Source organism: Streptomyces sp. GESEQ-4 (assembly GCF_017948455.1).
GTDB lineage: Bacteria > Actinomycetota > Actinomycetes > Streptomycetales > Streptomycetaceae > Streptomyces.
Map to the genome: position 1 here is coordinate 44,736 of NZ_JAFFSU010000023.1, position 22,068 is coordinate 66,803.

Here is a 22,068-nt window from a genome sequence, read left to right on the forward strand (position 1 = left end):
CCGCATGTGGCTCTCTCCGTGATCGCTCAACTCGCCCGAACTCCCGGACCGCCCGCCCGCCAACCACTCCGTGCTGTGCGCTACACGTCGGCGCAAGGGTGTTGCAAGGAGCGTGCAAGGAAAGCGCCGCAGGCGCCGGGAACCCCTCTGCCGTCCGTTGTACGCAAAGACGAGCGATGGGGGATCGCGTGTCTGTCCGAACGACGAAACCTGCACTGATCGAGCAGGGGCACTGGCTGACGGTACGAGACTGCAAGCGGGTCCTGGTGGTCGTACACACAGTGACCTTCGCCCAACGACTGCGCGAGGTCTTCGAACTGCTGGAGACCGACCTGCGCATCCAACTGGTCTTCACGGTCGCGCCGCATGCCTTCGGCAACGGAACCACCGAGTTCCTGCAGAGCCTGGGCATCGCCACGGTGCCCTGGGAAGAGGCGATACGGGGCGAGTTCGATCTCGCTCTGGCGGCGGGGTCCCGCGGAGTACATGAGCTGAGGGCTCCGCTCGTACGCATCTCGCACGGAGCAGGACAGATCAAACTGCTCACCGACGTCACCGCGCTGGCTCCGGGAGAGCAGAGGGCACCCGGGATGCTGAGCCGCCAACACCTGCTGCACGAGGGGCGGCCGGTCCCGGCGGCGATCGTCTACGCCCACGACCGGGATCTGGAGGAGCTTGCCCGGTCCTGCCCGGAGGCGCTCCCGGTGGCTCATGTGATGGGCGATCCGTGCGTCGACCGGATCACGGCCGGCAGGCCGAGGCGCGCGGACTACCGCCGTGCGCTGGGGATTGAGGCCGGACAGCGGCTCGTGGTCGTCACGTCCACCTGGGGGCCGGTTTCGACGTTCGGGCGGCTCGACACCCTTCTGCCCCAGCTGCTGAGCCAGCTGCCGGGTGCCCGCTACCGCGTCGCGATGCTGGTCCATCCCAATGTGTTCGCGGGGCACGGCATCCGGCAGGTGCACGGCTGGCTGTCCTGTTGCCAGGGCCGCGGCATCGCGGTCGTCCCTCCGGAAGCCGACTGGCAGGCGCCGCTGATCGCGGCGGACTGGATCATCGGCGACCACGGATCACTGACCGCGTACGGCACGCTCACGGACGCGACGATGCTGCTGACCGCCGGATCCCGACGTGAGGTGTCGGCCTCCTCTCCAGCGGCTCTGCTGTCCGCCGTCGCACCGGTGGTCTCCCCGATGTACCCGCTCGCGGAGCAACTGGAGTACGCGGCACAGCTGCACCGCCCGGGACAGTACGACCATGTCGCCGCGTCGCTGTCGTCCGCGCCCGGCCAGTTCCACCGGCGGATGCGGTCGGTCGTCTACCGCATGCTCGGACTGGGAGAACCCGCCCGTCCGCCGTTCGTCGCGCCACCCCCGCTTCCGCCGTCACTGACGCGGTGGCAGATCTCCGCCGGCAGCGGGGTGGCACGATGAGCGACCGGCACGCGGGTGCGGGGCCGGATGCCGCCTGGGCCACGGTGTGTTTCCGGGCGGCACGGTCCGGCGGGGCGATCCGTGGCGACGGCTCGGACGACCGGGCGACCGCCGTGGTCTGGAGGTCGGGTCCGGCGCACGGCCCGGCTCTCGTCCGATGCGACCGGCTGCCCCCGCCCGCGGGGCGCCACGCGTATCCGTATCCGTCCCTCTGCCGGCACGCGCCCGGCCCGCTGCCCTGCGACGTGCACCTGTGGGTGGACGCCGACAGCCCGGAACGGACAGAGCTCGTGGAGCACGCCGATGCGCTCGTGAGCCGTGTGCCGCTGCCGCCCGAGCGGGCTCACCGGCGACTGCGCGAGATGCTGGCGGACCACCCTGGATGCCTTGCCGCCGCCGTACCCGATACGACCATGATGTGCGTCGTCGGGATGCGGGGCCGCACGGGTGCCGTGTCGTTCGTACGGCCGGACCGGGGCGGATCCGACACTCCGCTCCCACCGCACGAGGTCGTGTCGGTCGTCCACGCCTGGGTGGTGTCCGGGGGATCGCCCCAGGCGCTGTGTTCCATCGCCCCGATGCCACGTCGCTGACGGGCGGGACGGTCGGCTGCGGCGGCGGTCACTGCTGCCGCAGCCGACCGTCGAGACGCTCTGCGTCCTCGGGGTTCAGGTGTCGGAAGAGATCCCGGGCGGCCTCGTAGAGGCGTATCGATTCCGCATGATCGCCACGCGTCTCGGCGGCCTGGCCGAGCCATTCCAGGCATCGTGCCTCCCAGTGCTCGGACCGGGCGTCACCCGCTCGGAAGCGCGCGAGAGCCTCCCGCAAGCGTGCGGCACCTTCGTCGTGGTCTCCGCTGCAGTCCAGGACATGGCCGAGCAGAGCCAGGACGCGGGTCGCCTCGTACGTCTCTCCCAGCGACTCGAGTTCGGCGGCGGCCCGGCGCAGCTGCTCGGCGGCCGTGGCCAGGTCACCGCCGGCCAGAGCGGTCTCGCCGAGGCGCCGCCGGGAGAGGGCGGCCCCGCGCCGGTAGCCGATCGACTCCCTCAGTCGCAGGGTGTGCTCGAAGTGGGCGCGTGCCTCGTCGAGCCGGTGGGTCAGGAGGCTGACGTGGCCCAAGCCGCTCAACGCCTGCGCCTGTTGGCGTACGTCGTCGTCGGCCGTGGCCAGCTCCAGTGCCTGCCGGTACCAGTCCGCCGCCTCCGGATACCGGCCGGCGTTGCGCAAGCCGATGGCGCCGGAGGTGAGCATGCGGCCCTCCCCCTGCCTCGATCCGCTCCGACGCGCCGCTTCGAGACCGAGCCGGTGTGCCTCGGTCCACATCTCGGACGGACGTAACCGGAGAAAAAGGGGCCACATGAGGTCCGTCAGACGCCAGCAGGACGAGTGCCAGCCGACCCGGGCAGAGTGTCGTACCGCGCCCATCAGGCTGTTGCGGTGCGCGTCCAGCCAGGCGAGCGCCTCCTCGGGGCCGTCGAGCGGGGTCGCGGGCACCGTTCCCGCGGGGACGTCGTGCCCCGGCAGCCGGTGGCTGGGGGTGAGGATGCTCTCCGCCGAAGCCGCGGTGGACAGACACCAGTCGACGAAGCGGCGCAGCGCCTGCTCGCGCCGGCCGGCGTCCTCCCGCTCTTCGCCGAGCCGACGGGCATGCGGCTGGACGAGGTCGTGGAATCGGTAGATCCCCGGACCCGTCTCCTCCAGGAGATTCGCCTCCACGAGCGCGTTTACGGCGATGTCGGCGGCGTGCCCGGCGTCATTCGGGTCCTTTCCGCCGCCCGCGAGGGCGGTCAGCAACGCGTGGTCGTAGCGATCCGCGGGCAGCAGTCCCATCCTGCGGTACAGCGCACGGCTGTCGTCCGGGAGAATGTCGTACGACAGGTCGAGCGCCGTACGCATCACGGACTCCCCGTCGACGCGCAGCGTGTCGACGGCCCCTTGACCACGGGACAGACTGTCGGCCAGGGCGGACACGGAACGGTGGGGGCGCAGGGCGAGCTGGGCCGAGGCAAGGGCCACTGCCAGGGGCAGGCGGCCGCACAGTCTGACCACTTCCCGCGCGGCGGCGGGCTCCCGCGCCACGCGTGTCCCGCCACCGACGGTGAGGAGCTCGACGGCCGACTCGGCAGGAAGCCCGGTCAGTTGGTGTATGCACGCCCCGTCGACGCGCAGTCCGGTCAGGTTGCTTCTACTGGTCACCATGGTGAGGCCGGTCGGCGTTCCGAGCAGGAGCGGGCGCACTTGAGCGGCGGTGAACGCGTTGTCCAGGAGGACTGCCAGCCGTAGTCCCGAGGTCATCGAACGCCACAGCGCGCTGCGCTGGGCGATCCCGGTCGGCACCGAGGACGCGCCGAGCGCGACCAGGAAGGCTTCCAGGACGACCACCGGGGAGGTGGGACCGTTCTCTCCGTCGGGGGTCTGTCCGCCCAGGTCGGCGTAGAGCTGGCCGTCGGGAAAGGTGCCGGCGTGCTCGTGCAGCCAGTGGGCGGCGAAGGTGGTCTTCCCGACGCCCGCGAGCCCGCTGACCACCAGGACCTGCGGCGCGTTCGCCGAACGCCGGGCGCGCAGGGCGTTCAGGGCACTTCGGTCGGCCTCCCGGTCGATGAACCGTGCGGTCACCGGCGGCAGTTGACGGGGCACGGGAAGGCCGGGGCGGGGTGGTGGGGAAGGCGGGTGGAAGTGGATGCCCCCGTGGATGTCCCGGGCCTGAACGCTGGGGCCGTGGAGCACGGAATCGCCGCTGATGACGTTGGTGGTGGCCGCGGCCGGGGGGCGGGGTGGCGTATGGGTGGAACCAGGATGGTGGCGCACCCACTCGGTCAGGGCGTGCAGCGTGGCCGCGTCCCGCGAAGCCAACGCGTGGAGTTCCTGGGCCAGTTCCTGCCGGGATGCTGCCGCGGCCGGCCCTCCACCCGTGGCGCGCGGGGGCCAGAGCCGGGTCACCGAGGGGTCCGCGCGGGCCGCGGTGGCCACTACCTGGGCCAGATCGCGCCACGCGGGGGATTCCGGGTCGGCGTCGCAGGCGGCCATGGCCGACAGCAAAGCCTCCAGCCCGTCCGAGGAGAAAGCACGCACGTCCGCAACTCCTTTCGATTCCCGGGAGTCCCTCCCCGCTCCGGACGAGACATGAACTAATGCGGCTGTATATCGGTCAACTTTGAGCGTATTGCGTCCACTTATGGTCGCCTCTGCCAGTCCATGACACTCTCGAATGCTCGGCAAACACAGGCCCTACCGGCGGGGAGGACGCTGGTGGAGTTCGAGATCAGGCTTTCGGGATCAGTAGAGATTCGTGCAGCGGGCCGCCGTAGTGATCTCGGATCGACAAAGACGTGTGTCGCGCTCGCCGCCCTCGCCTGGGACGCAGGCCGTACGGTGAGCGTGGACACGCTGGTCCACCGCATCTGGGACGAGCATCCGCCCGGCAAGGCCAGGGAAGCGCTGCACACTCACATCTCACGGATCCGGGGTTCGCTGCGGATCGCCGGGGCCGACGCACCCGCGATCGTCAGCCGGACGAACTCGTACTCCCTGGAGGTCGATCCGGACCGGGTGGACCTGCGCTGTTACACCAGCTGCGTCGAGCGAGCCCGTGTCCTCAGGGACGGCGAGGACGAGCAAGCCGCCCTGCGCCTGCTGGACCGGGCGGACGGTCTCTGGCGTGGTGAACCGCTGGCCGGGATCGCCGGATCCTGGGCCGAGCATCTGCGCGCCGCTGTCGGTGAGACCAGTCTTGTGGCCGCGATGACGAGAGCCGAGATCCTTCTCGACGGAGGGAAGTTCACCGACGCCGTTCCCCTGCTCCTCCCCCTGGCCGAGGCACACCCTGTCGACGAGGCCCTGGCCGAACGACTGGCCGTCGCGCTGTACGGCAGCAACCGGACGGCCGAGGCGACCAGACTGCTCCAGCGGACTCGGCAGCGCGTCGTTCGTGACATCGGTCTCGACGCCGGCCACGGACTGCGCCGAGTCCACCAGGGAATCCTGGCGGGGACTCCCGCGGCGGCCCTGCTCCCTCGCGCCGGAGCCGAGAAGAAGGCACCCGTGAGGCCGGCGCGTCAGGTTCCGGACAATCTGCCGCGTGATGTTCCGTGGGCCGGACGGCGCGATGAACTGCGGCGGCTCACCTCGGCGCTCTGTGAGGGGCAGGGAGCCTCGGACGTCGTCACCGTCGAGGCGATCGACGGAATGGGGGGTGTCGGGAAGACGGCCCTGGCCGTCCACCTGGCACATCGGCTGCGTGACCGCTTTCCGGACGGCCGCGTCTTTCTTCATCTGGGCGGGTCCGCCGACCGGACACCGCCGACCCCGGCCCGGGCACTCACCGAGCTGCTGCGGCTGCTCGGCATGGCCACCAAAGAACTACCGCGTGAGCTGGACGAGTTGGTCGCCCTGTGGCGCTCGGTGGCGCGTGACCGCCGCATGCTCGTGATTCTGGACGACGCGATGTCCTCCGCACAGATCCGTCCGCTGCTTCCGGGCGCCTCCCCGACCGCGGTCGTCGTGACCAGCCGCCGACGGCTGCCCGGGCTGCCCGGTGTTCGGCCGGTCTCCCTTGATGTACTGCCGCCGAAGGACGCGGCCGCACTCTTCTCGCAGCGGCTGGGGAGAGAGCGTCACACCGATTCGTCGGACGTGGCAGAGATTGTCCGCATCTGCGGGTACCTCCCTCTGGCCATCGAGATCGCCGCGAGCCGACTGCTCGCCCGTGCCTCATGGACCACGTCCGATCTGTTGCGCCAACTGGGCGGCGGTGGTGGCCGTCTCGCTCAACTGCACGACATGGAAAGGGCGTTGAGTCATGTCTTCGAGGTCTCGTACCGCGCGCTGAATGCCGACCAGCAGCTGGTCTTCCGCCGTATCGGCTTGCACCGTGGGGTGGAGTTCGGGCCTGGTGCGATCGCCGCACTCACGGGATTCTCCGAGGAAACGGCCGAACGCGTACTTGAGGAACTGCTGATCCATCACCTGGTGTCCGAGTCCGTTCCACACCGTTTCACCATGCATGATCTCCTGCGCGACTACTCGAGATCGCTGGTCGAGTCCGGTGACACCGATTCCGAGGACGATGTCCGACGGGCCGTACAACGTCTCGTGCAGCACTACGTCAATGCCGCGGACCGGGCGGACCGGCTGGCCTATCCCTTCCGTTCTCGCACGGATCTCGAGGTCGATGCTCCCGTCCCTCCGCCGTGTCCGGAAATCGCCGACGCGCAGTCGGCAGAACGGTGGCTGATCACCGAATCGGCCAATCTCCTGGACACACTGAACTGGCTTGTACACCATGGCACGGAAAGTCAACTAGCCATCTCTGTTCATGTGTTGGCGGGATTCCTGGACATGGAGGGACACCTCAACGCGGCCGAGCCGTTGCTGCGCCGCGCCGCCTCCCATTGGAACGCCGCAGGTGACAGCGTGGCCAGGGCGCGATCCCTGCTCGACCTCTGCGCCGTGTACACCCACGGTTCCCGCTACGACGAGGCGATCTCGGCGGCGCGTGAGGCGCTTGACCTCGCGCGGGCTCTGGGGGACCAGGAACTGGCGAGCGAATGCATTCACCAACTCTCGATCTCCTTGTGGCAGACAGGTCAGTACGCACTGGCCCGATCGCTCCAGAAAGACTCCCTCAATTCCCTGACGCAAACAAGAAATCTGCTCCGGGTCGCGCGCTGTCGAAACTTGCTCGGAATAACTCACCTTCACTTGGGAGAGAACGAAGAGGCATTGGCGTGCTTCGCCTCGGCACTTGCTGAATTCACGGCAATAGGGGATGAGCGAGGAAGGTACAGCGCGCTTAACAACACGGCGGAACTCTACAAGCGGACGGGACGCTCAGACGCCGCCGAATCCGCTTACCGGCAGGCGATGGTCGTGGCGGAGCGTATGGGGAATCCCAGAGACAAGGCAACGCTCCAAATGAATTTGGCGTCCGTCATGGACGACCTCGGCAGGACCGATGAGGCCCTCGCGTTGTACGGCATGGCGCTGCAGGTACTGCGGGACGTCGGAGACCGGCGGGCGGAAGCCATCGCGCTCACGAGAACGGGCAGGGCGTACCGGGTGGTCGGCCGCACAGAGGAGGCTCTTCGGCAGCACGTCGCCGCGCTCGGGGTGGCACGTGCCATTCGTGCGGCGGGTGAAGAGGCCGACGTGTTGTACGACCTGGCCCTGGCCGAACGGGATGCGGGACGCATGGCTCAAGCCGTGGCCCATCTGGAGGAGAGCCTGGCCGTCAGCAGGCGCATAGGGGCGCCCGCAGAAGAGGCCCGTGCCGCGGGGTTGCTGGCCGCACTTCGGCGGGGCGAAGTCACCACCTAGTTATCAGGGCGGCGCGGCCCGGAGTTCAAATGTTCTTCCGTTGATGCACAAGTCCGGCGGAGGGGCGGTAGTGTTCTGCCGCGTGAGGGCGATGGGGCCGTCAATCCAGGCCGGAACTCCGCCTTGCCCCCGCAATTGAACTTCGTCCAATCCTAGCCGAGAGACAGTAATGCGCAACCGTTTCGCTGATTACCTGGCCGCCGCAGTCGTTTTCACTTGCATCGCCTACGCATACGCGGAAAAAAGCGGTCTGGGTTCCTCCTACTCAATCATGTGAAAGCCCCGGTGTCCGGTCCTGACCGCCGACTCGCGGCTCGGTACCGGACACCGGCCCCCTGGATGTGGCCGACGGAGACCGCTCAGCCGAGTGTGCGGTTCTGAGACGATGACGTTCCGTTCCGTTCGACTCCGCTGCGCGACTGGGGGTACAGGCGTGGATCCGATCTCGGCGAGTCTTCTCGTGGCGGTGGCGACCGGGGCGGGCGGCGAGATGGGGCGGCAACTCTGGGTGGCGCTGCGCGGGTTGGTGCGGAGGAACCCCGCAGAGGGAGCAGCCGGATCGCCGGGCCCGGCGACCGGCGAAGTCGAACTGGCCTCCTTGTCCGAGGCTCCCCACGATATGGACCGAGCGCGGGCGCTCAGCGAGGTTCTGAGCCGCCGTGCCGAGCAAGACCCCCTGTTTCGCGCGAACTTGACGCAATGGCAGCAGCAGGCGCAGCTGCTGCATACCGGGGACGGGGACACGAGCAACACCATCAACGGCGGCACACAGAACGGCCCGGTCGTACAGGGCCGTGACTTCTCCGGGATCAACTTCAATGTGCCGGGCCAGGGCTAGCACTCTGTTCCGCGAGCGGCACCAGCAACAGAGCCTTACGCGGTACCGGGCATGCTCCGCGTCGTGGCACCGGGCAGAGACGCGCGCACGGCCCGACGCGGCCCCCGTGCGCTCCTGCTACGGCTACGGGATGGCCTCGTGACGGCGGCGATCCACCCTACGAGGTCGGTCGTCGACCGGCACCCGGCCGAACCCAGGCCGGCTCGGTGACAGGGCCGGCCGCCGCCTCCACCGGCGACTTCGTCGACGTGCGCTGACCTCGCTCACCCTGGTGGACCCCGGACCGGCTACCGCCTCGGTCCCGCGAGGGCGTAGGCCGCGGTGCCGGCGCCCCAGAGGAGCAGGGCCGCCCAGGTGCCCGCCGGTGTTCCGGGCGGCAGCAGCATCCAGGTCGCCACCTGCGTCGGCGTACTCGTGGCGGGCGGGGCGAGGAGCGACAGGGAGAGCCAGGCGAACGGCAGCGTCCATGCGTACTGGCCGCCCGACAGCGCCGCGCCCAGGGCGGCCAGTCCCATCAGGCCCGCGCTGTCCCGGACGACGAACGCGGTGGTGGCCATGGACGCCCCCATCGTCTGCGCCGTCAGCAGCACGGCGGCGACGACCGCGCCGGCGAGCAGCACGTGCGCCGCTCTGCGGGTCACCCAGCGGATGGCGGCCGTCCGGTCCAGCGCGAGGTCCTGGCCGCTGAGCCCGATCGAGGCTGCCATCGTCCCCGTAGCGAGGACGAGCACGGGCAGCCGCGGATCACCGGATCCCTCGCCCCCTTCCCGGGCGAGTGCCCACGCCGCCACCGTGCTGATCACCACTGCGGCGAGCGAGGCGGGTACCTGACGCGAACGCGCGTACAGCATCAGCCATCTCACCCGGACGCACCGCCTTTCAGCGCCTCGTACACGTCGCCCTCGCAGGAGAGCGCGGCGGCGCGCATCGCGTTGATCCGCGAGAGCTGTTCGGTCCGCGGCAGCGCTTTGAGTTCCTTCCAGATCGGGCGGGCCTCGGCGTCGACCCCGCCGCCCAGACTTGCTGACGTTGTGCCGGGCAACGACCTGAGGTCCCCGAGGACCCAGCCCACCGCGACGGTCTGCGCGGCGCCGTCTCCCGCGCCGCTCCAGCCGACGGGGGTGCACCCCGGCACCATGCCCTTGGCGATCAGGGCCCAGGTCAGCTCCTCGCCCTTCGCGGCGGCGATGATGTCGTCGTCGAAGTCGAAGAGCACCTTCTTACGGGACCACTGGGGCGTGGAGCCTTCCGGGAGTACGGCGGCGTTCTCCCGTACTGAGGCCGGTGCCTGGCTGCCCAGCGCACCGTGCAGCAGGCGCAGCGCCTCCTTACCGGGGCCCGACAGGTCGGCGAGCCGTGCCTGCTGCGTCTTGGTCACGCACACCGGGCCGTCGCAGACCAGTTCCGCGGCGGCCTCGTCGACGACATAGATCCGGCGTGGGTCGGAGGGGAGGACGAGCAGGGCGAGCGCCGCGCCCGCCAGGGCGGGCGTCAGGGCGATCAGCCGGGTGCGCGGGGTCGCGGCGACCAGCAGCGCGAAGCCGGCCGCGGCCAGGCCGAGCAGCCAGATCGTCTGTCCGATGTGCACGGAGGCGGAGAGTGTGACGAGCACGTCGCGCACCTCCTGCACCGCCGGTGACAGCAGCGAGATCTGGTTCGGCTCCGTGATGGAGACCCCCTCCGCCGTGGTCGTCTCCGTCCGGCCCAGCGACATGTGCATGAGGGCCGTGAACACGAAGGCGCCCATGGCCAGCAGCGGCGGGGTGAGCACGGACGGCAGGGCGCGTCCGGCTCCCATGCCCAGCACGGCACCCGCGACGAGGGAGAGTGCCCCCACCAGCGAGATCGGCAGCCACCCGAGGTGCGTGTACCCGGTGTTGGCGAGCACCTGGACCCCGCCCACGAGGACGAGGAGCGCGAAGGCCGAGGCCAGCGTGATCGCCGTCGTGCCCGCGAGCGTGGCCGCGCGGTGCCGGGCGGGCCTCGGTGTGCTCGTCAGCAGCTCGGACATCTTCGAGCGGTGGTCGCGCATGCCCTGCAGCGCTCCGAGCCCCACGGCCAGGGGCCACAGGTAGAACAGCATGCTGCGGGTCCACAGGGCCAGCGACGTCCACTGGGCGGTCCAGGCCGTGGTGCCCCACCCGGCGCCCACCACGTACAGGAATGCCAGCGCCGTCGTCAGGACCACGGCGCCGGCCCACGGGGCGACGGAGCGCCTCAGCTCGATGCGCAGGACACGGACGTTCACCAAGTCCCCCTGGTCTGCTCGGGGTTGAGGAGCAGCGCCGAGTAGCCGCGCTCCAGCGGGCTGTCGCCCACATGCTCGGGACCGCCCGCCGCGGCCAGTTCGTCCGGAGTGCCCTGGAAGACCAGCCGGCCCTCGGCGAAGAGCACCACGTCGGTGCAGGCGGCGGCGACGTCCTCGACCAGATGGGTCGAGACGACCACGCAGGTGTCCTGGCCCAGCTCCTGCAGCAGCTCGCGGAAGCGCAGCCGCTGTGCCGGGTCCAGGCCGACCGTCGGTTCGTCAAGCAGCAGGATCGTCGGGTCGTTGACGATGGCCTGAGCGATGCCCACCCGCCGCACCATGCCGCCCGACAGCGACTTCATCCGGTCGTCGGCGCGGTCCGCCAGACCCACCCGCTCCACGGCGCGCTGCACCGCCGCCGGTATGTCCGCCTTCGGCACCTCCTTCAGCCACGCCATGTACTCGACGAACTCACGCACCGTGAAGCGCTTGTAGTAACCGAACTCCTGCGGCAGATAGCCGATCCGGCGGCGCAGCGCCCGGTGCTCGCCCATGCCGCCCGCGGACTCGCCGAGCAGCTCCAGGGTGCCCTCGGTGGGGCGCAGCACGGTGGCCAGCGCCCGGATGAGGGTGGTCTTGCCCGCCCCGTTGGGTCCGAGCAGACCGTGCACTCCGGTGCCCAGCGACAGGTCGAGCCCGTCGACGGCCATCCGTTTCCTGCCGACCCTGACCTTCAGCCCGGTGGCCTGGATCTCCCAGGCGTAGGCCGTCGGCGCGATGTCGGCCGCGCTCACCGCGGACGTCATGTGGTGTTCCTTTCCGAGGGTCATCGATGGGCTCCCAGTACGGCGTACGCCCCCCTGCGGGCGATGACGACACCGATGCCGAGCGCGAGGATCAGCCCCCACACAGGCAGAACACCCGTCTGCAGGGCGAAGGTCATACGGCTGGCGGCCAGGGTCGGCGCCACGACCACGGAGGCCCACACGCCGGCCAGCACGACGGCGGCGCGGGTCACACCGATGACACCGCCGAGCGCCAGGGTCGTCGCGGTGAAGGCCAGACAGGGCAGCAGCCACTGGGCCACCATCACCCCCGTCACCCACCCACCGGCCAGCAGCGCGGGGACCACCACGCCGAGTACGGACGCGGTGCGCCGCAGCACCAGATAGAGACCGGCCCTGGGCACCGAGGCCGTCAGCTCGTACGCCGGGTCCAGACCGCGCGACCACGACGCCGCGACGCCGAGTACGGGCAGGACCGGCGCGAACAGCAGCACCAGCGACACCTCGCCGGAGCCGGAGCCGGAGCCGGAGCCGGAGCCGAAGCCGGAGCCGAAGCCGAAGCCGGAGCCGGAGCCGAAGCCGGAGCCGGAGCCGGTGTCGGCCAGGTCGAGCAGCAGCGCGAGCAGTGTCACGCCCATGACCATGGCCAGCCACGGCACCATCGTGGGCGTCATCCACCTCGACAGCCGCGCCGACCAGCGCCGTCCGCGCGGCATCGTGGCGGTGACCGCCAGCTGGGGTTCGAGGCCGGACCACACGGTGTCGACCAGCGACGCCACGGCGGGCACCTCGGCACCGACGGCGGCAGACAGCCGGTCACGGCACACCCGGCACGCCTCCAGATGGGCCTCTACGGCCCACACCTCGTCGGCGGCAAGGTCCGTGCCGCCGCGCGCGTAACCCTCGATGACCCGCATCGACGCGTGTTCCACACTCATGCCAGCGCCCTCCGCATCGCGATCCGAGCCCGGCGGGCACGGGTCTTGACCGTGCCCTCGGGCAGCCCGAGCAGGACCGCGGTCTCCCGGACGGACAACCCGTCGAGCACCATGGCCTGCAGTACCTGCCTGAGTTCCGGTGCGAGGCGCCGCAGGGCGTCACCGACGTCCCCGTCGACGGTCGCCGCGAGCGCCTCCTCCTCGGCGGCGGGCGCCGCGTCGGGGAGAGCGGCGGCCGGCGGCGGCTCGGCATGGTGGGCCCTGCGCCGGAAGGCGTCGACGAGGCGGCGTGCCGCGATCGTCCACAGCCATCCGGCAGCGGTCCCGCCCACCGAGGCCCCCGCGAACGCGCCCGCCGCTCGCCACACCGCCAGATACGTCTCCTGCATGACCTCGGCGACGATCTGCTCGTCGGCACAGCGACGGCGCAGCCGCACCGCCATCCACGGCGCGGTGCGCCGGTACAGCTCCTCGAACGCCGCGCGGTCACCCCTGGCCACCAGCCGGACGAGACGCTCCTCGTCCAGCTCGCCCGGTGCCTTCCTCACTGATCTCACACCGGCTAGACGCCGGGCCTGGACAGCCGGTTTTCCCTTTGGCGTGAGCCCCGTCACATACTCGGTGCAGGGCGTCCTTACCTACCGCGGTCGTCGTGAATGCCGATTCGTGCGTCGACGCACAGTAAAGGCGCAGGCCAGCATGCCGAGGCCCCAGGCGATCAAAAGGGCACCCCACAGCGGCATGGTCACCTCTGGGATGAGAAGGCGGATCTCGACGCTCGTGCGGTTCTCGAAGATGAAGACCAGAGCGATCGCGGTGATCAGAACGAACGGTGCGAGGCGGCGTACGCCGGGGCGGGAAAGGAACGGCGTGTGAGCCTTGTGATCTGTGCTGGTCTCGGCCATGAGGTGTCTCTCCATCACGTGCCCCTGCATCCAGGGTCCCCTTTCACCACGTGGCACGCCACCGAAGGGACCGCGGGGGCGGCGGCTCCATGGAGCGGGTGACGAGAATCGAACTCGCGCTCTCAGCTTGGCAAGCGACGGCGCTCGGGCGGGCGCTGTGCCTCTGGACTGCCACCGCTCGCTCGGCTGTCTGCTCCAGCAGTCTCGTCGCGAGTGGACACACTGCGGTGATGCATTGAGGTCCTATCGCGCGGGCGGCTGACAGCCGGTAGTTGTGCCGACGGCCTCGCAGATGTTCCGGATCGCGCGGGCCGGGTCGGGTAGGTCGACGTTCCGCAGCTCGACGGAGCTGCCCGTGCTGATGGCCAGAGTGCGTCCGTCCGGGCTGAACACCACTGCTGCGGGCGAGCGGGTCGGCAGGGTGGTTCGGATCTGGCTGGTGGCGAGGTCCCACAGCTGGACTCCTCTTGCGCTGCTTGTGGCCAGGGTGCGTCCGTCGGGGCTGAAAGTCAGCGACGTCACCTCGGCGCTGACGCTGAGGCTGTCTCGGAGCTGACCGGTGCGCGCATCCCATGTCTTCACCAAGCCGTTGCTGCCGCTTGCTGTGGCCAGTGTGTGCCCGTCTGGGCTGAACGCGAGGGACAGTGGGCTCCAGACTCTCGTCTTGATGGTGTGCTGTGTACGGCCGGTGGTGGCGTCGAGCAGCGTGACCTGTTCGCCGCTGTCCTCGATGTAAACGACGGCTAGTGTGCGGCCGTCCGGGGCGAACGTCACCGCCCTTACGGGTCGGCCGCGACCGGTGTGGATGGTGTGCAGCGCGCCGGTTGAAAGGTGCCAGATCCGCACCGATCCCTCCCAGCCGACGATGGCGAGCCGCGTCCCGTCGGGACTGAAGATCGCCGTGTCGATGGCACCCAGGGCACGGCTTTGGCGAAGGCGGCCCGTGGCAACCTCCCGGACCTCGATCACCTTCTTCTTGACGGCCCTGGCAGCCAGAGCGCGCCCGGTCGGGCTGAATCCCACAGCCCCGAGGCGGGAAACCGGGTCGGGCAGTTGCTTTGCCTGGAGTGCCGGGTCGGTGTCGAGCGCCAGTGTGGCTTCGCGGTCGCCTGTCCTGACATCCCAGAGCTGTGCGGACCCACGGCCGGGCGGCCCTTGGTGAACCGTGGCCACCGAGCGTCCGTCCGGACTGAATGCCAAGTCGGAGGCGGAGGTGTCGGCTTGGCCTGACAGAGTGGTCTGCGGGTGATCAACAGTTGGTCGATGGATGCGGATGTCGGGGTCCCCGTTGTTGCTGGTAACCAGGGTGTGGCCGTCCGCGCTGAGGGCCACGTTCATGGCCCCGCGTCCGTGATGACCGGCGGTCACGGTGGCCACCGCTGTGCCGGACGCGGTGTCCCACAGTCGTACCGTGTCCCCGCGACCGGGGATGGCGAGGGTCCGCCCGTCCGGAGCGAAAGCCACTCCGTCCAACCCGTTGGCAGTGTCCCGGATGGTGCGCCGGACGATGCCAGTCGCCGTCTCCCGCAGTTGCACCGAACCGTCGGTGCGGACAGCCGCGTATGTCCGGCCGTCTGGGCTGAAGCCCACCGCAACGCCCTCAATCTGGTTGTCGCGGGCGGCCCGGGTGCGGCCCGTGGCCACGTCCCACACGCGCACCTCTCCATTACGGCTCACCGCAGCGACGGTACGTCCGTCAGGGCCGAAGGCAACCGCCTGCGGGTCGAGGTTGGTGAAGCTGTGCCGCTTGCGGCCGGTGGCGACGTCCCATACCCGTACGGCACTTACGGAGGAGGCGGCCACAGTACGACCGTCAGGGCTGAAAGCCATCCCGCGTACCGCACCGTCCGGGATGGTGAAGGTTCTGAGTTTCCTACCAGTGACCGGATCCAGGAGGGCCACCACCGTGTCGTCGGCACGGATGGCAGTGACAGCGAGGGTGCGTCCGTCGGGGCTGAATGCCGCGATCTCGCCGCTGTCGTAGACGGTGAACGTGTGCCGCAACCGGCCTTCGGGCAGCTCCCAGATCCGCACCTTGCCGTCTCGGCTGTTGGCGGCGAGGGTGTGTCCGTCCCGGCTGAGAGCGATGGAGTCCACGGGCCCGGTGCCGCTGACCAGCCGCTTACGCAGCGGTAGCGCCGCCGCGGCATACAGCGCGGCCGTGGCTTCGCGCGTCGGGCTGGTGCGATACGCGTGGACGGCGAGCAGTGCGGCGAGGTCGGGTTCGGAGTCCAGCAATGTGCTGGACTGGGCGGCCAGTTGCCGGGACTGGGCCAGGTGCTGGGCGGTGACCGCGCTCTGCCACTGCCCCACGGCGAGGCCTGCGGCGACGAGGGCGAGGCACAGGGCGGCGGTGACCGCGGTGAGCACCAGCCGGTACCGGCGACGACCTTTCTGCTCGTGATCGCCACTGGCCTCGAGGAAGGCGTGCTCCAGGTCGGTCAGGTCCTCGCGCGGTGCGCCGCCGAAGTGTTCCTGGGCGGCGGCGAGCCGGCTTCCCCGGTACAAGGCGCCCTTCTCGCGGTTCAGTTCCTGCCAGGCCTGGGCTGCCTCGGTCAACGCCCGGTGCAGACGCAGGCGTTCGCGGTCCTCCTCGATCCACCCGCGTAGCCGGGGCCAGGCAGTGATCAAGGCCTCGTGGGCCAGCTCGACCGTGTCGCCGTCCAGGGTGAGCAGCCGCGCTCGGGCGAGTGCCTCCACCACCTGGGCGGTGTCCTCCCGTCCGGTGCCGGGTAGTTCCGCACGCTCGACGGGACGGCGGGTGTCGGGGGTCCCATCACCAGGGGCGATCAGCCGCAGCAACACACGGCGGGCGGCAGCCGCTTGGCGTTCGGTGAACCGGCCGTAGACCTCCTCAGCGGTCTTGGCGATCGCACCGTCCAGGCATCCGGCCGCCTCATACCCCGCCATGGTCAGTGTCTTGCCGCGGCGGCGGCGCCAGGTCTCCAGCAACGCGTGGGACAGCAGCGGCAGCCCGCCCGGCGCATCGGCGACCTCCTTGACCAGCCGAGCGGTAAGGGCGCGTTCCACGGTCAGTCCGGCGGCCGTGGCCGGCTTGACGACGGCGTCGCGCAGTTCCGCCGGGCTCATCGCACCGGCCAGGAGGTTGGCGTCGCGCAGTGCGTCGGCCAGGTCGCGGTGCTCGGCGCAGTGGCCGTAGAAGTCGCCGCGTACCGCCAGCAGCACTCGTAAGCGGCTCTCGGACTGCCGGGCGGCCAGCAGCAGGTCGATGAAGCGAGCACGTTCGGCGGCATCGTGGCAGAGGGTGAAGACCTCCTCGAACTGGTCGACGATCACGAACGTGTCCGCCCCGGCGCTGCCGTCGCCGGGAGTCGCGGGTGTGAGGAGGGGCCCGTGGCTGCGGGCGGGGCGGTGGCCCGGGGTCAGGATCCGGATCGCGGCCGCGCGCAGGTCCGGGTCCTGAGTCTGCCGGAGTACGGGTATCAGGCCGGCCCGCAGCAGGGAGGACTTGCCGCTGCCGGAAGGGCCGAAGACCGCCGCGAACCGACGACGGCGCAGCAGGTCGATCAGGTCGGTGGTGAGCTGTTCCCGTCCGAAGAACAGACCGCTGTCACCGCTCTCGAACCGTGCCAGACCCCGGTACGGCGTCAGTGATCCGTCGTCGTCCCCAGAGCCGTCACCGGCGGACTCCTCCACCGCCTCCTTCCACCGGGCCTCCCATTCCCCCAGGTCTCCACCGCACGCGCCCACATACGCCAGGGCCACCGGCAGCGTCGGCAGTTGCTCGCCCGCCGCGGCCTGCGACAGCGTGGTCACCGAGTAGCCCGCCCGCTGGGCCAGAGCCCGGTACGTGATCCCGCCGGCTTCCGCCCGCAGCTTGCGTAACTCGGACGCAAATCGCTGCACCGGACCCGACGCCGGATCAACCGGCACCTCACGACGACCCGCCACACCCCTCACGCCCCCCAGCTACCTCATTGTTCGGCCGCCAGAACGGTACTGCCGAACAATGCGCCGGCCGCTGAACTCGGTGATGTTGAGCGGCACGGGGGACCGCTCCGCGGCCGCACCACGACCAACCCACCGGACACCTCACCGAAGAGGACGCTGCCTGCGCATGCAATCGCCACCCCTCACACCACGATTACTTGCAGCCATCACGACGGCCGGTTCGTCGCGGCTGGGCTGGCTGGACGCGTTACGAGGCATCGCCGCACTCGTCGTGGTGTTCGACCACTCGTCGTACACCTTCATGGCGGATTTCCGGAGGGAGTTGATGCCGCAGTTCAACACCAGCCGCTACGGCATCATGGTGTTCTTCCTGGTGAGCGGCTACATCATCCCCGCGTCGCTGGAGCGCCGGGGCTGCATCCGCACGTTCTGGATCGGACGGATCTTCCGTGTGTACCCGCTGTGGGCGGCTGTCGTCACGGTGCTCCTTGCCGTCGACCTCTCAGGCATCGCGGAGATGCGCGACTCCGGCGAGCAGAGCGCTGCCGCCGTCGCTGTAGCCCACGCCACCATGCTCCAGGAGTTACTGGGGACACCCAATCTCCTGCTCATCCTGTGGACGCTCTCCTACGAGATGTCCTTCTACCTGCTGGTCGTCGCTCTTTTCACGGTCCGCCTCCACCAGCAGTCCGCGGCGATCGCTGCCATCTTGGCCGTTCTCGCCGCCGCGGGCGTGACAGCGGGGGTGGCGCTGCCGCCCTCTGCCCTGTCCGGCCTGGTCGGCACCGGCCCGCTGATCGCCTTCGCCACCATCGCCATGGGCGTCGCCATCTGCTGTGCGAGCGCCAGGTCATCCGTGCTCCAGGGGGTCGGGGGTGTGTTGGGCGGCGTGCAGGCGCTCGTCCTGGTTTCGTTCAACGGCACTGTCCCGCTGTGGGAGAGCCTGGTGATCCTCGCCGTGATGTTCCTCGGCACCGCCGTCTACCGTGCCGAGAACAGGCAGAGCACTTGGCGGTGTGCGGCGGGCACTGCCGTCGTGGTGGTCGCCTGTGCCGTGGGGAGTGCGTACCGGTACGGCGACGGTGACCATTTCACCCGGCGCGGCTGGATCACCGCGTTCCTGCTGGCCGTACTCACCTTCAGCGCCGGACTGGCGTCGCGTCACCGGCGCGTACCGCGGATGCTGACCGGACTGGGAGCGATCAGCTACTCGGTCTACATGGTGCATCCAGTGCTGCTGGCAGTGATCGACAGCACGATCGGCCGACGGCGGCAGGACAATCTCGCGCTCGAAGTGGCGTTCTTCGCCGTGCTGTTACCTCTGTGCGTGCTGACCTACCGTTACATCGAAGCGCCGAGCCAGACCTGGGGCCGCAGATTGGCACACCGCGTGCAGCCACGGGCACGCGGAGGGCATGCAACCCTCAAATTGGACTAGACAACAAACAAACCCCAGGCTATTGACCTGGGGTTTCAATCTGGAGCGGGTGACGAGAATCGAACTCGCGCTCTCAGCTTGGGAAGCGACGGCGCTTGGGCGGGTTCTGTGGCTCTGACCTGGGTAGATACCGTTTCCCGCTCTTACGGGCACGCTATGGGCACGGCGTCGTATATCTGCGGGATATTGCGTGAGCGCGATGGCTGAAGCGCCGGGCTCGGCTCGCTCTGTTGCCATTGTCATTTCCGCGGATCAGTGTTGAAGTCCGTGATCGGCAGGGGCAGAGGGGCGGAGTTGCGCTGCTCACCGTCCGAGTGGAGGCGGCTCTCACGGGGCCGATCGAGAACCGGAGAACGGCAAGCTGCGATCAATCCGCTGACTTGGCCGCTGACCTGGGCGAACGGACGGAACGGGGTCTCGTCGACTTCGCTTGCTTTCACCGTGATTCCCCGTTGTTCCCCGTCCGGCATGCTTCTTGATCCTGCTCATGAAGGGTGCTGCTCCGCCATCCGCTCACGCATAGCTCACGCGTGCGAGGGCGTTCTTACCTGCGGCGGAGCGGGCACGGGTGGGTCAGCAGCCAGTTGTGGTGAGCGCGCGGGACCGCTGTGAGCGGAGGGCTGTACGTCGTGGGCGGCCAGGTCTTCCGTGGTGCCGGCGATGATGGGCGAGCTGCCGGTGTTATCGGATGGGGCGGTGACGGGAGTGCTGGGACCGGCGCGCGGCCGTGAGGGCCAGCGCGGCCACGAGGACCACGATGCCGACAAACAGCAGGTAGCTCAGCCCATCCGCTACGACTCCGATGATTCCCAGCACGACGGCGACCAGAACGAGAAACAGCAAGAGAGCCATGATGCGAACATCTCCCTTGGGTAGCTGAGTACCGGACGGTCAGCGGCGCGCGAGTTGCCGCTCGCCGCCTGCGCCCGTCTGGTAGGTCATGTCGTAGTGCTGGAAGATCGCTTCCTCTGCCTCGGCGGGCAGGATGTCGTCCATGCCGACCGAGGGTGCCTTCTTCACCAGCGCCTTGGCGTAGGAGACCTTGACGTAGTCCGGTCCGAGGGTCGCCTCGTCGAGGGGCACGAAGGCCAGGTGGTGGCGGGTGGGGAGTCCGGTGCGGACCGTGGCCACGGCCGGTTCGTCGGTGGTGGTGTCCACGTAGACCGCTTCGAGTACGCCGATCTTGTGGCCCTTCGGGTCGACGACGCTGCGGTTACGCCACTCGCGGATATCGGCTGAATGGATCATGGCTGCCTCCTGAGCCGTTGATCCGGGCCGGTGCGGGCCGCCCAGCCGCCCCTGCGGTAAGCCGCCGCCCGATGCGGGACCGATAGGCCCTTGTCCTTCCAGGTTATCGAGGAACCTCTGTGCCGCGCCCTCGCGCGGTGACGGTACCGAGCGTGGTAGTCGACAGGCATGCCGATGAAGCCTTCCGGTGCCGCGGACCGTCCATCTCGACTCGGGCGGCTGCGCCGCGCGATCACCCGTTCACCAGCCGGGCGAGGATGGCGGCGGGGCAGGGATCTCGAGCTGTGGTCGCGTTCGCTGGGCTTCGCGGCGCTGGGGTTGCTCACGCTGGTGCCGTTGCTGATCATTGTCTCCTCTGCCGATCCCGAGCACGGGCGGGGGTTCGCCCAGTGGCTGGGGGAAGGTCTCGGCGTGTCGAGAGCCTCCAGGCGGCAGGTCGAGCAGTTGTTCATCCGGCCCGGCCAGGCACTGCGGACCACGACCGCGTTCGGTATCGCAGCGCTCGCCGTGTTCGGTCTGACCTTCGGGGCGGCGGTGCAGACCGGCTACGAGAAGGTCTGGGACCTGCCGCCGGCCCGCTGGTGGGCGAGGTGGCGGCATGTGGTGTGGCTCGGGATCCTCACCGGGTACCTCTTCGTCTCCGCCACCACCACGCTGCGGCGTGAACCCCTGGCAGGTGTGGCCGTCGCGTCGCTGAGCGCCGTGCTGTTGCTCTGGTGGTCCCAGCACCTGTTGCTCGGCGGGCGGATCGGCTGGCGTGCCCTGTTGCCCGGCGCCGTGGCCACCGTGATCGGGCTGCTCGGCCTGAGGGTCTTCTCCAGGCTCGTCTTCTCGCCGTTGATCGCATCCAATGCTGTCACCTACGGGCCCGTCGGAACCGTTCTGGTCATCCAGTCCTGGCTGGTCGGCGTGGGAGTCGTAGTCTTCGGCGGGGCGCTGGTCGGACGACTTCTGTACGAAGAACTCCCGCGCGCGGCACACGCACTGAAACGACGCAGGTGAGCTGCTGCGGGGCAGCTGGCCATTTGGCCTGGGCCGTGATCGCCCTCAGGGGGCGAGTCAGCCATGGCCTGATGGGCTGGATGACGTTCGTGTCGGCGGAGGTCAGGACGTGGAATAACCAGGCGTCACTGCGGTCATGATCGACCGGCTCCGGCAGAGACCTCTGCTGACCGGCGGGCGGCGACGGTGTGGCCGCTGGTGATACGCCGGCACACCAGCCCGTCGGCCGACGCGGCTCGTACACGTCGGACGGTGGTGCGGGTTCGCCGCTGGATGCCTCTCCTCTCGGCCGTGGTCGTTCTTAGTGGAACGGCTGACCAGGCCGGCCCATCTGCGACCGGGCCTTCCGCGCTCTGCTCGCCGACGAGGCCACCCATCGAAGCCAGGACCCGCTCGTCTCTGCTCAGTCAGCGGTGGCGTCGGAACTGCTCACGGCACCGTTGCTGGACGGCGCGGATGGCGCAGATGGCGCGGACGACTCGGACGACGCTGAGGCGCTGGGACCGGAGCTGGAGCCGGAGCTGGGAGTAGAACTGGTGTCCGGCGCCATACTCGCGTCCGGCGAGGCAGAGCTGCCTGTCTGCGGCGCCGAGCCACTGGACGCACCCGGGGTGGGGGTCCGGGTGTCGGCGGGATCGGGGGTACCGGCCGTGCCACCGCCCACCGAAGTTCCCCTGCCCGGCTCGTTCTTGACCACGGCCGCTACCGGCTTGCCCATGATCAGCTCCACCGCGGTCACCGTGAGCATCGCCAGGGCGAACACCAGGCCCGTCGCCAGGGCGTACTTCCTCCAGCCGATGGACCTCCGGAGGGAGCCACCCCGGTAGGTGGTGACCGACTCGCCCTCGGAGGGCGCGGAGGCCGGCGTCGTCCCGCCGTGTTCACCACCTGGGCCACCGGGCTCACCGGGCGACCTCGTGTCAACAGCCGTGGCGTCCGCCTGTAAACCGAACGCCGCCGGGGCGTCCGCGCGGTGTTCCGCCCGCTCCTCTCCTGGCGTCCTCGG

The 22,068-nt window shown here is 69.7% G+C and carries 17 protein-coding genes; 7 read left to right on the plus strand and 10 right to left on the minus strand.

Translation table 11 applies throughout. The annotated features are described in order from the left end of the window. The first annotated feature begins 176 nt into the window (after positions 1-176). Positions 177-1,433, plus strand: a complete 1,257-nt coding sequence (locus KCH48_RS32680; protein ID WP_210579715.1) for a hypothetical protein — start codon at positions 177-179, stop codon at positions 1,431-1,433. After that, a complete protein-coding gene (locus KCH48_RS32685; protein ID WP_210579717.1) occupies positions 1,430-2,026 on the plus strand; it encodes a hypothetical protein in 597 nt (198 codons plus the stop codon). The genes KCH48_RS32680 and KCH48_RS32685 overlap by 4 nt, the downstream gene beginning before the upstream one ends. Before the next feature lie 28 nt (positions 2,027-2,054). Here KCH48_RS32685 and KCH48_RS32690 read toward each other — a convergent pair whose 3' ends face one another. Next, positions 2,055-4,505, minus strand: a complete 2,451-nt coding sequence (locus tag KCH48_RS32690; protein WP_210579719.1) for a tetratricopeptide repeat protein — start codon at positions 4,503-4,505, stop codon at positions 2,055-2,057. A 477-nt stretch (positions 4,506-4,982) separates the two neighbouring features. Here KCH48_RS32690 and KCH48_RS32695 point away from each other — a divergent pair, with 477 nt between their 5' ends. Next, complete coding sequence (locus KCH48_RS32695) at positions 4,983-7,748, plus strand: tetratricopeptide repeat protein (RefSeq protein WP_307841011.1); 2,766 nt, start codon at positions 4,983-4,985, stop codon at positions 7,746-7,748. 433 nt (positions 7,749-8,181) lie between these two features. After that, positions 8,182-8,586 carry a hypothetical protein gene (locus KCH48_RS32700; protein WP_210579731.1) on the plus strand — a complete coding sequence of 135 codons (405 nt, stop codon included), beginning with the start codon at positions 8,182-8,184 and terminating at the stop codon, positions 8,584-8,586. Between the two features lie 287 nt (positions 8,587-8,873). Here the strand turns inward: KCH48_RS32700 and KCH48_RS32705 are convergent, their stop codons facing one another. The 7 genes from KCH48_RS32705 to KCH48_RS32735 all read right to left on the minus strand — a co-directional run bounded on the left by KCH48_RS32705 (position 8,874) and on the right by KCH48_RS32735 (position 17,329). Further along, positions 8,874-9,449: a hypothetical protein gene (locus KCH48_RS32705; protein ID WP_210579732.1), complete on the minus strand. Its 576-nt coding sequence runs from the start codon at positions 9,447-9,449 to the stop codon at positions 8,874-8,876. After that, positions 9,446-10,834, minus strand: a complete 1,389-nt coding sequence (locus KCH48_RS32710) for a hypothetical protein (protein ID WP_210579734.1) — start codon at positions 10,832-10,834, stop codon at positions 9,446-9,448. Before KCH48_RS32710 ends, KCH48_RS32705 begins: the two co-directional genes overlap by 4 nt. Continuing rightward, positions 10,831-11,664: an ABC transporter ATP-binding protein gene (locus KCH48_RS32715; RefSeq protein ID WP_210579737.1), complete on the minus strand. Its 834-nt coding sequence runs from the start codon at positions 11,662-11,664 to the stop codon at positions 10,831-10,833. The genes KCH48_RS32710 and KCH48_RS32715 overlap by 4 nt, the downstream gene beginning before the upstream one ends. After that, positions 11,661-12,557: a zf-HC2 domain-containing protein gene (locus tag KCH48_RS32720; protein ID WP_210579739.1), complete on the minus strand. Its 897-nt coding sequence runs from the start codon at positions 12,555-12,557 to the stop codon at positions 11,661-11,663. Before KCH48_RS32720 ends, KCH48_RS32715 begins: the two co-directional genes overlap by 4 nt. Next, the gene (locus KCH48_RS32725; protein ID WP_210579741.1) at positions 12,554-13,114 is read right to left on the minus strand and encodes an RNA polymerase sigma factor; all 561 of its coding nucleotides are present in this window, start codon (positions 13,112-13,114) and stop codon (positions 12,554-12,556) included. The genes KCH48_RS32720 and KCH48_RS32725 overlap by 4 nt, the downstream gene beginning before the upstream one ends. A gap of 81 nt (positions 13,115-13,195) precedes the next feature. Next, complete coding sequence (locus tag KCH48_RS32730; protein ID WP_210579744.1) at positions 13,196-13,462, minus strand: hypothetical protein; 267 nt, start codon at positions 13,460-13,462, stop codon at positions 13,196-13,198. Between the two features lie 243 nt (positions 13,463-13,705). Beyond that, a complete protein-coding gene (locus tag KCH48_RS32735) occupies positions 13,706-17,329 on the minus strand; it encodes a helix-turn-helix domain-containing protein (protein WP_307841012.1) in 3,624 nt (1,207 codons plus the stop codon). A gap of 211 nt (positions 17,330-17,540) precedes the next feature. Here KCH48_RS32735 and KCH48_RS32740 point away from each other — a divergent pair, with 211 nt between their 5' ends. Next, a complete protein-coding gene (locus KCH48_RS32740) occupies positions 17,541-18,812 on the plus strand; it encodes an acyltransferase (protein WP_210579747.1) in 1,272 nt (423 codons plus the stop codon). Positions 18,813-19,493: 681 nt separating this feature from the next. On the opposite strand, the gene KCH48_RS32745 is transcribed toward KCH48_RS32740, so the two are convergent. Together KCH48_RS32745 and KCH48_RS32750 are read right to left on the minus strand one after the other, a co-directional pair. Continuing rightward, entirely contained in the window at positions 19,494-19,664 is a 171-nt protein-coding gene (locus KCH48_RS32745; protein ID WP_210579755.1) for a hypothetical protein, read from the minus strand. 39 nt (positions 19,665-19,703) lie between these two features. Continuing rightward, positions 19,704-20,060, minus strand: coding sequence for a PRC-barrel domain-containing protein (locus KCH48_RS32750; protein ID WP_210579757.1), 357 nt, complete (start codon positions 20,058-20,060; stop codon positions 19,704-19,706). A 168-nt stretch (positions 20,061-20,228) separates the two neighbouring features. Here KCH48_RS32750 and KCH48_RS32755 point away from each other — a divergent pair, with 168 nt between their 5' ends. Next, positions 20,229-21,062, plus strand: coding sequence for a ribonuclease BN (locus KCH48_RS32755; protein ID WP_210579759.1), 834 nt, complete (start codon positions 20,229-20,231; stop codon positions 21,060-21,062). Positions 21,063-21,475: 413 nt separating this feature from the next. Then, complete coding sequence (locus KCH48_RS32760) at positions 21,476-21,889, plus strand: hypothetical protein (RefSeq protein ID WP_210579767.1); 414 nt, start codon at positions 21,476-21,478, stop codon at positions 21,887-21,889. Positions 21,890-22,068: the final 179 nt, after the last annotated feature.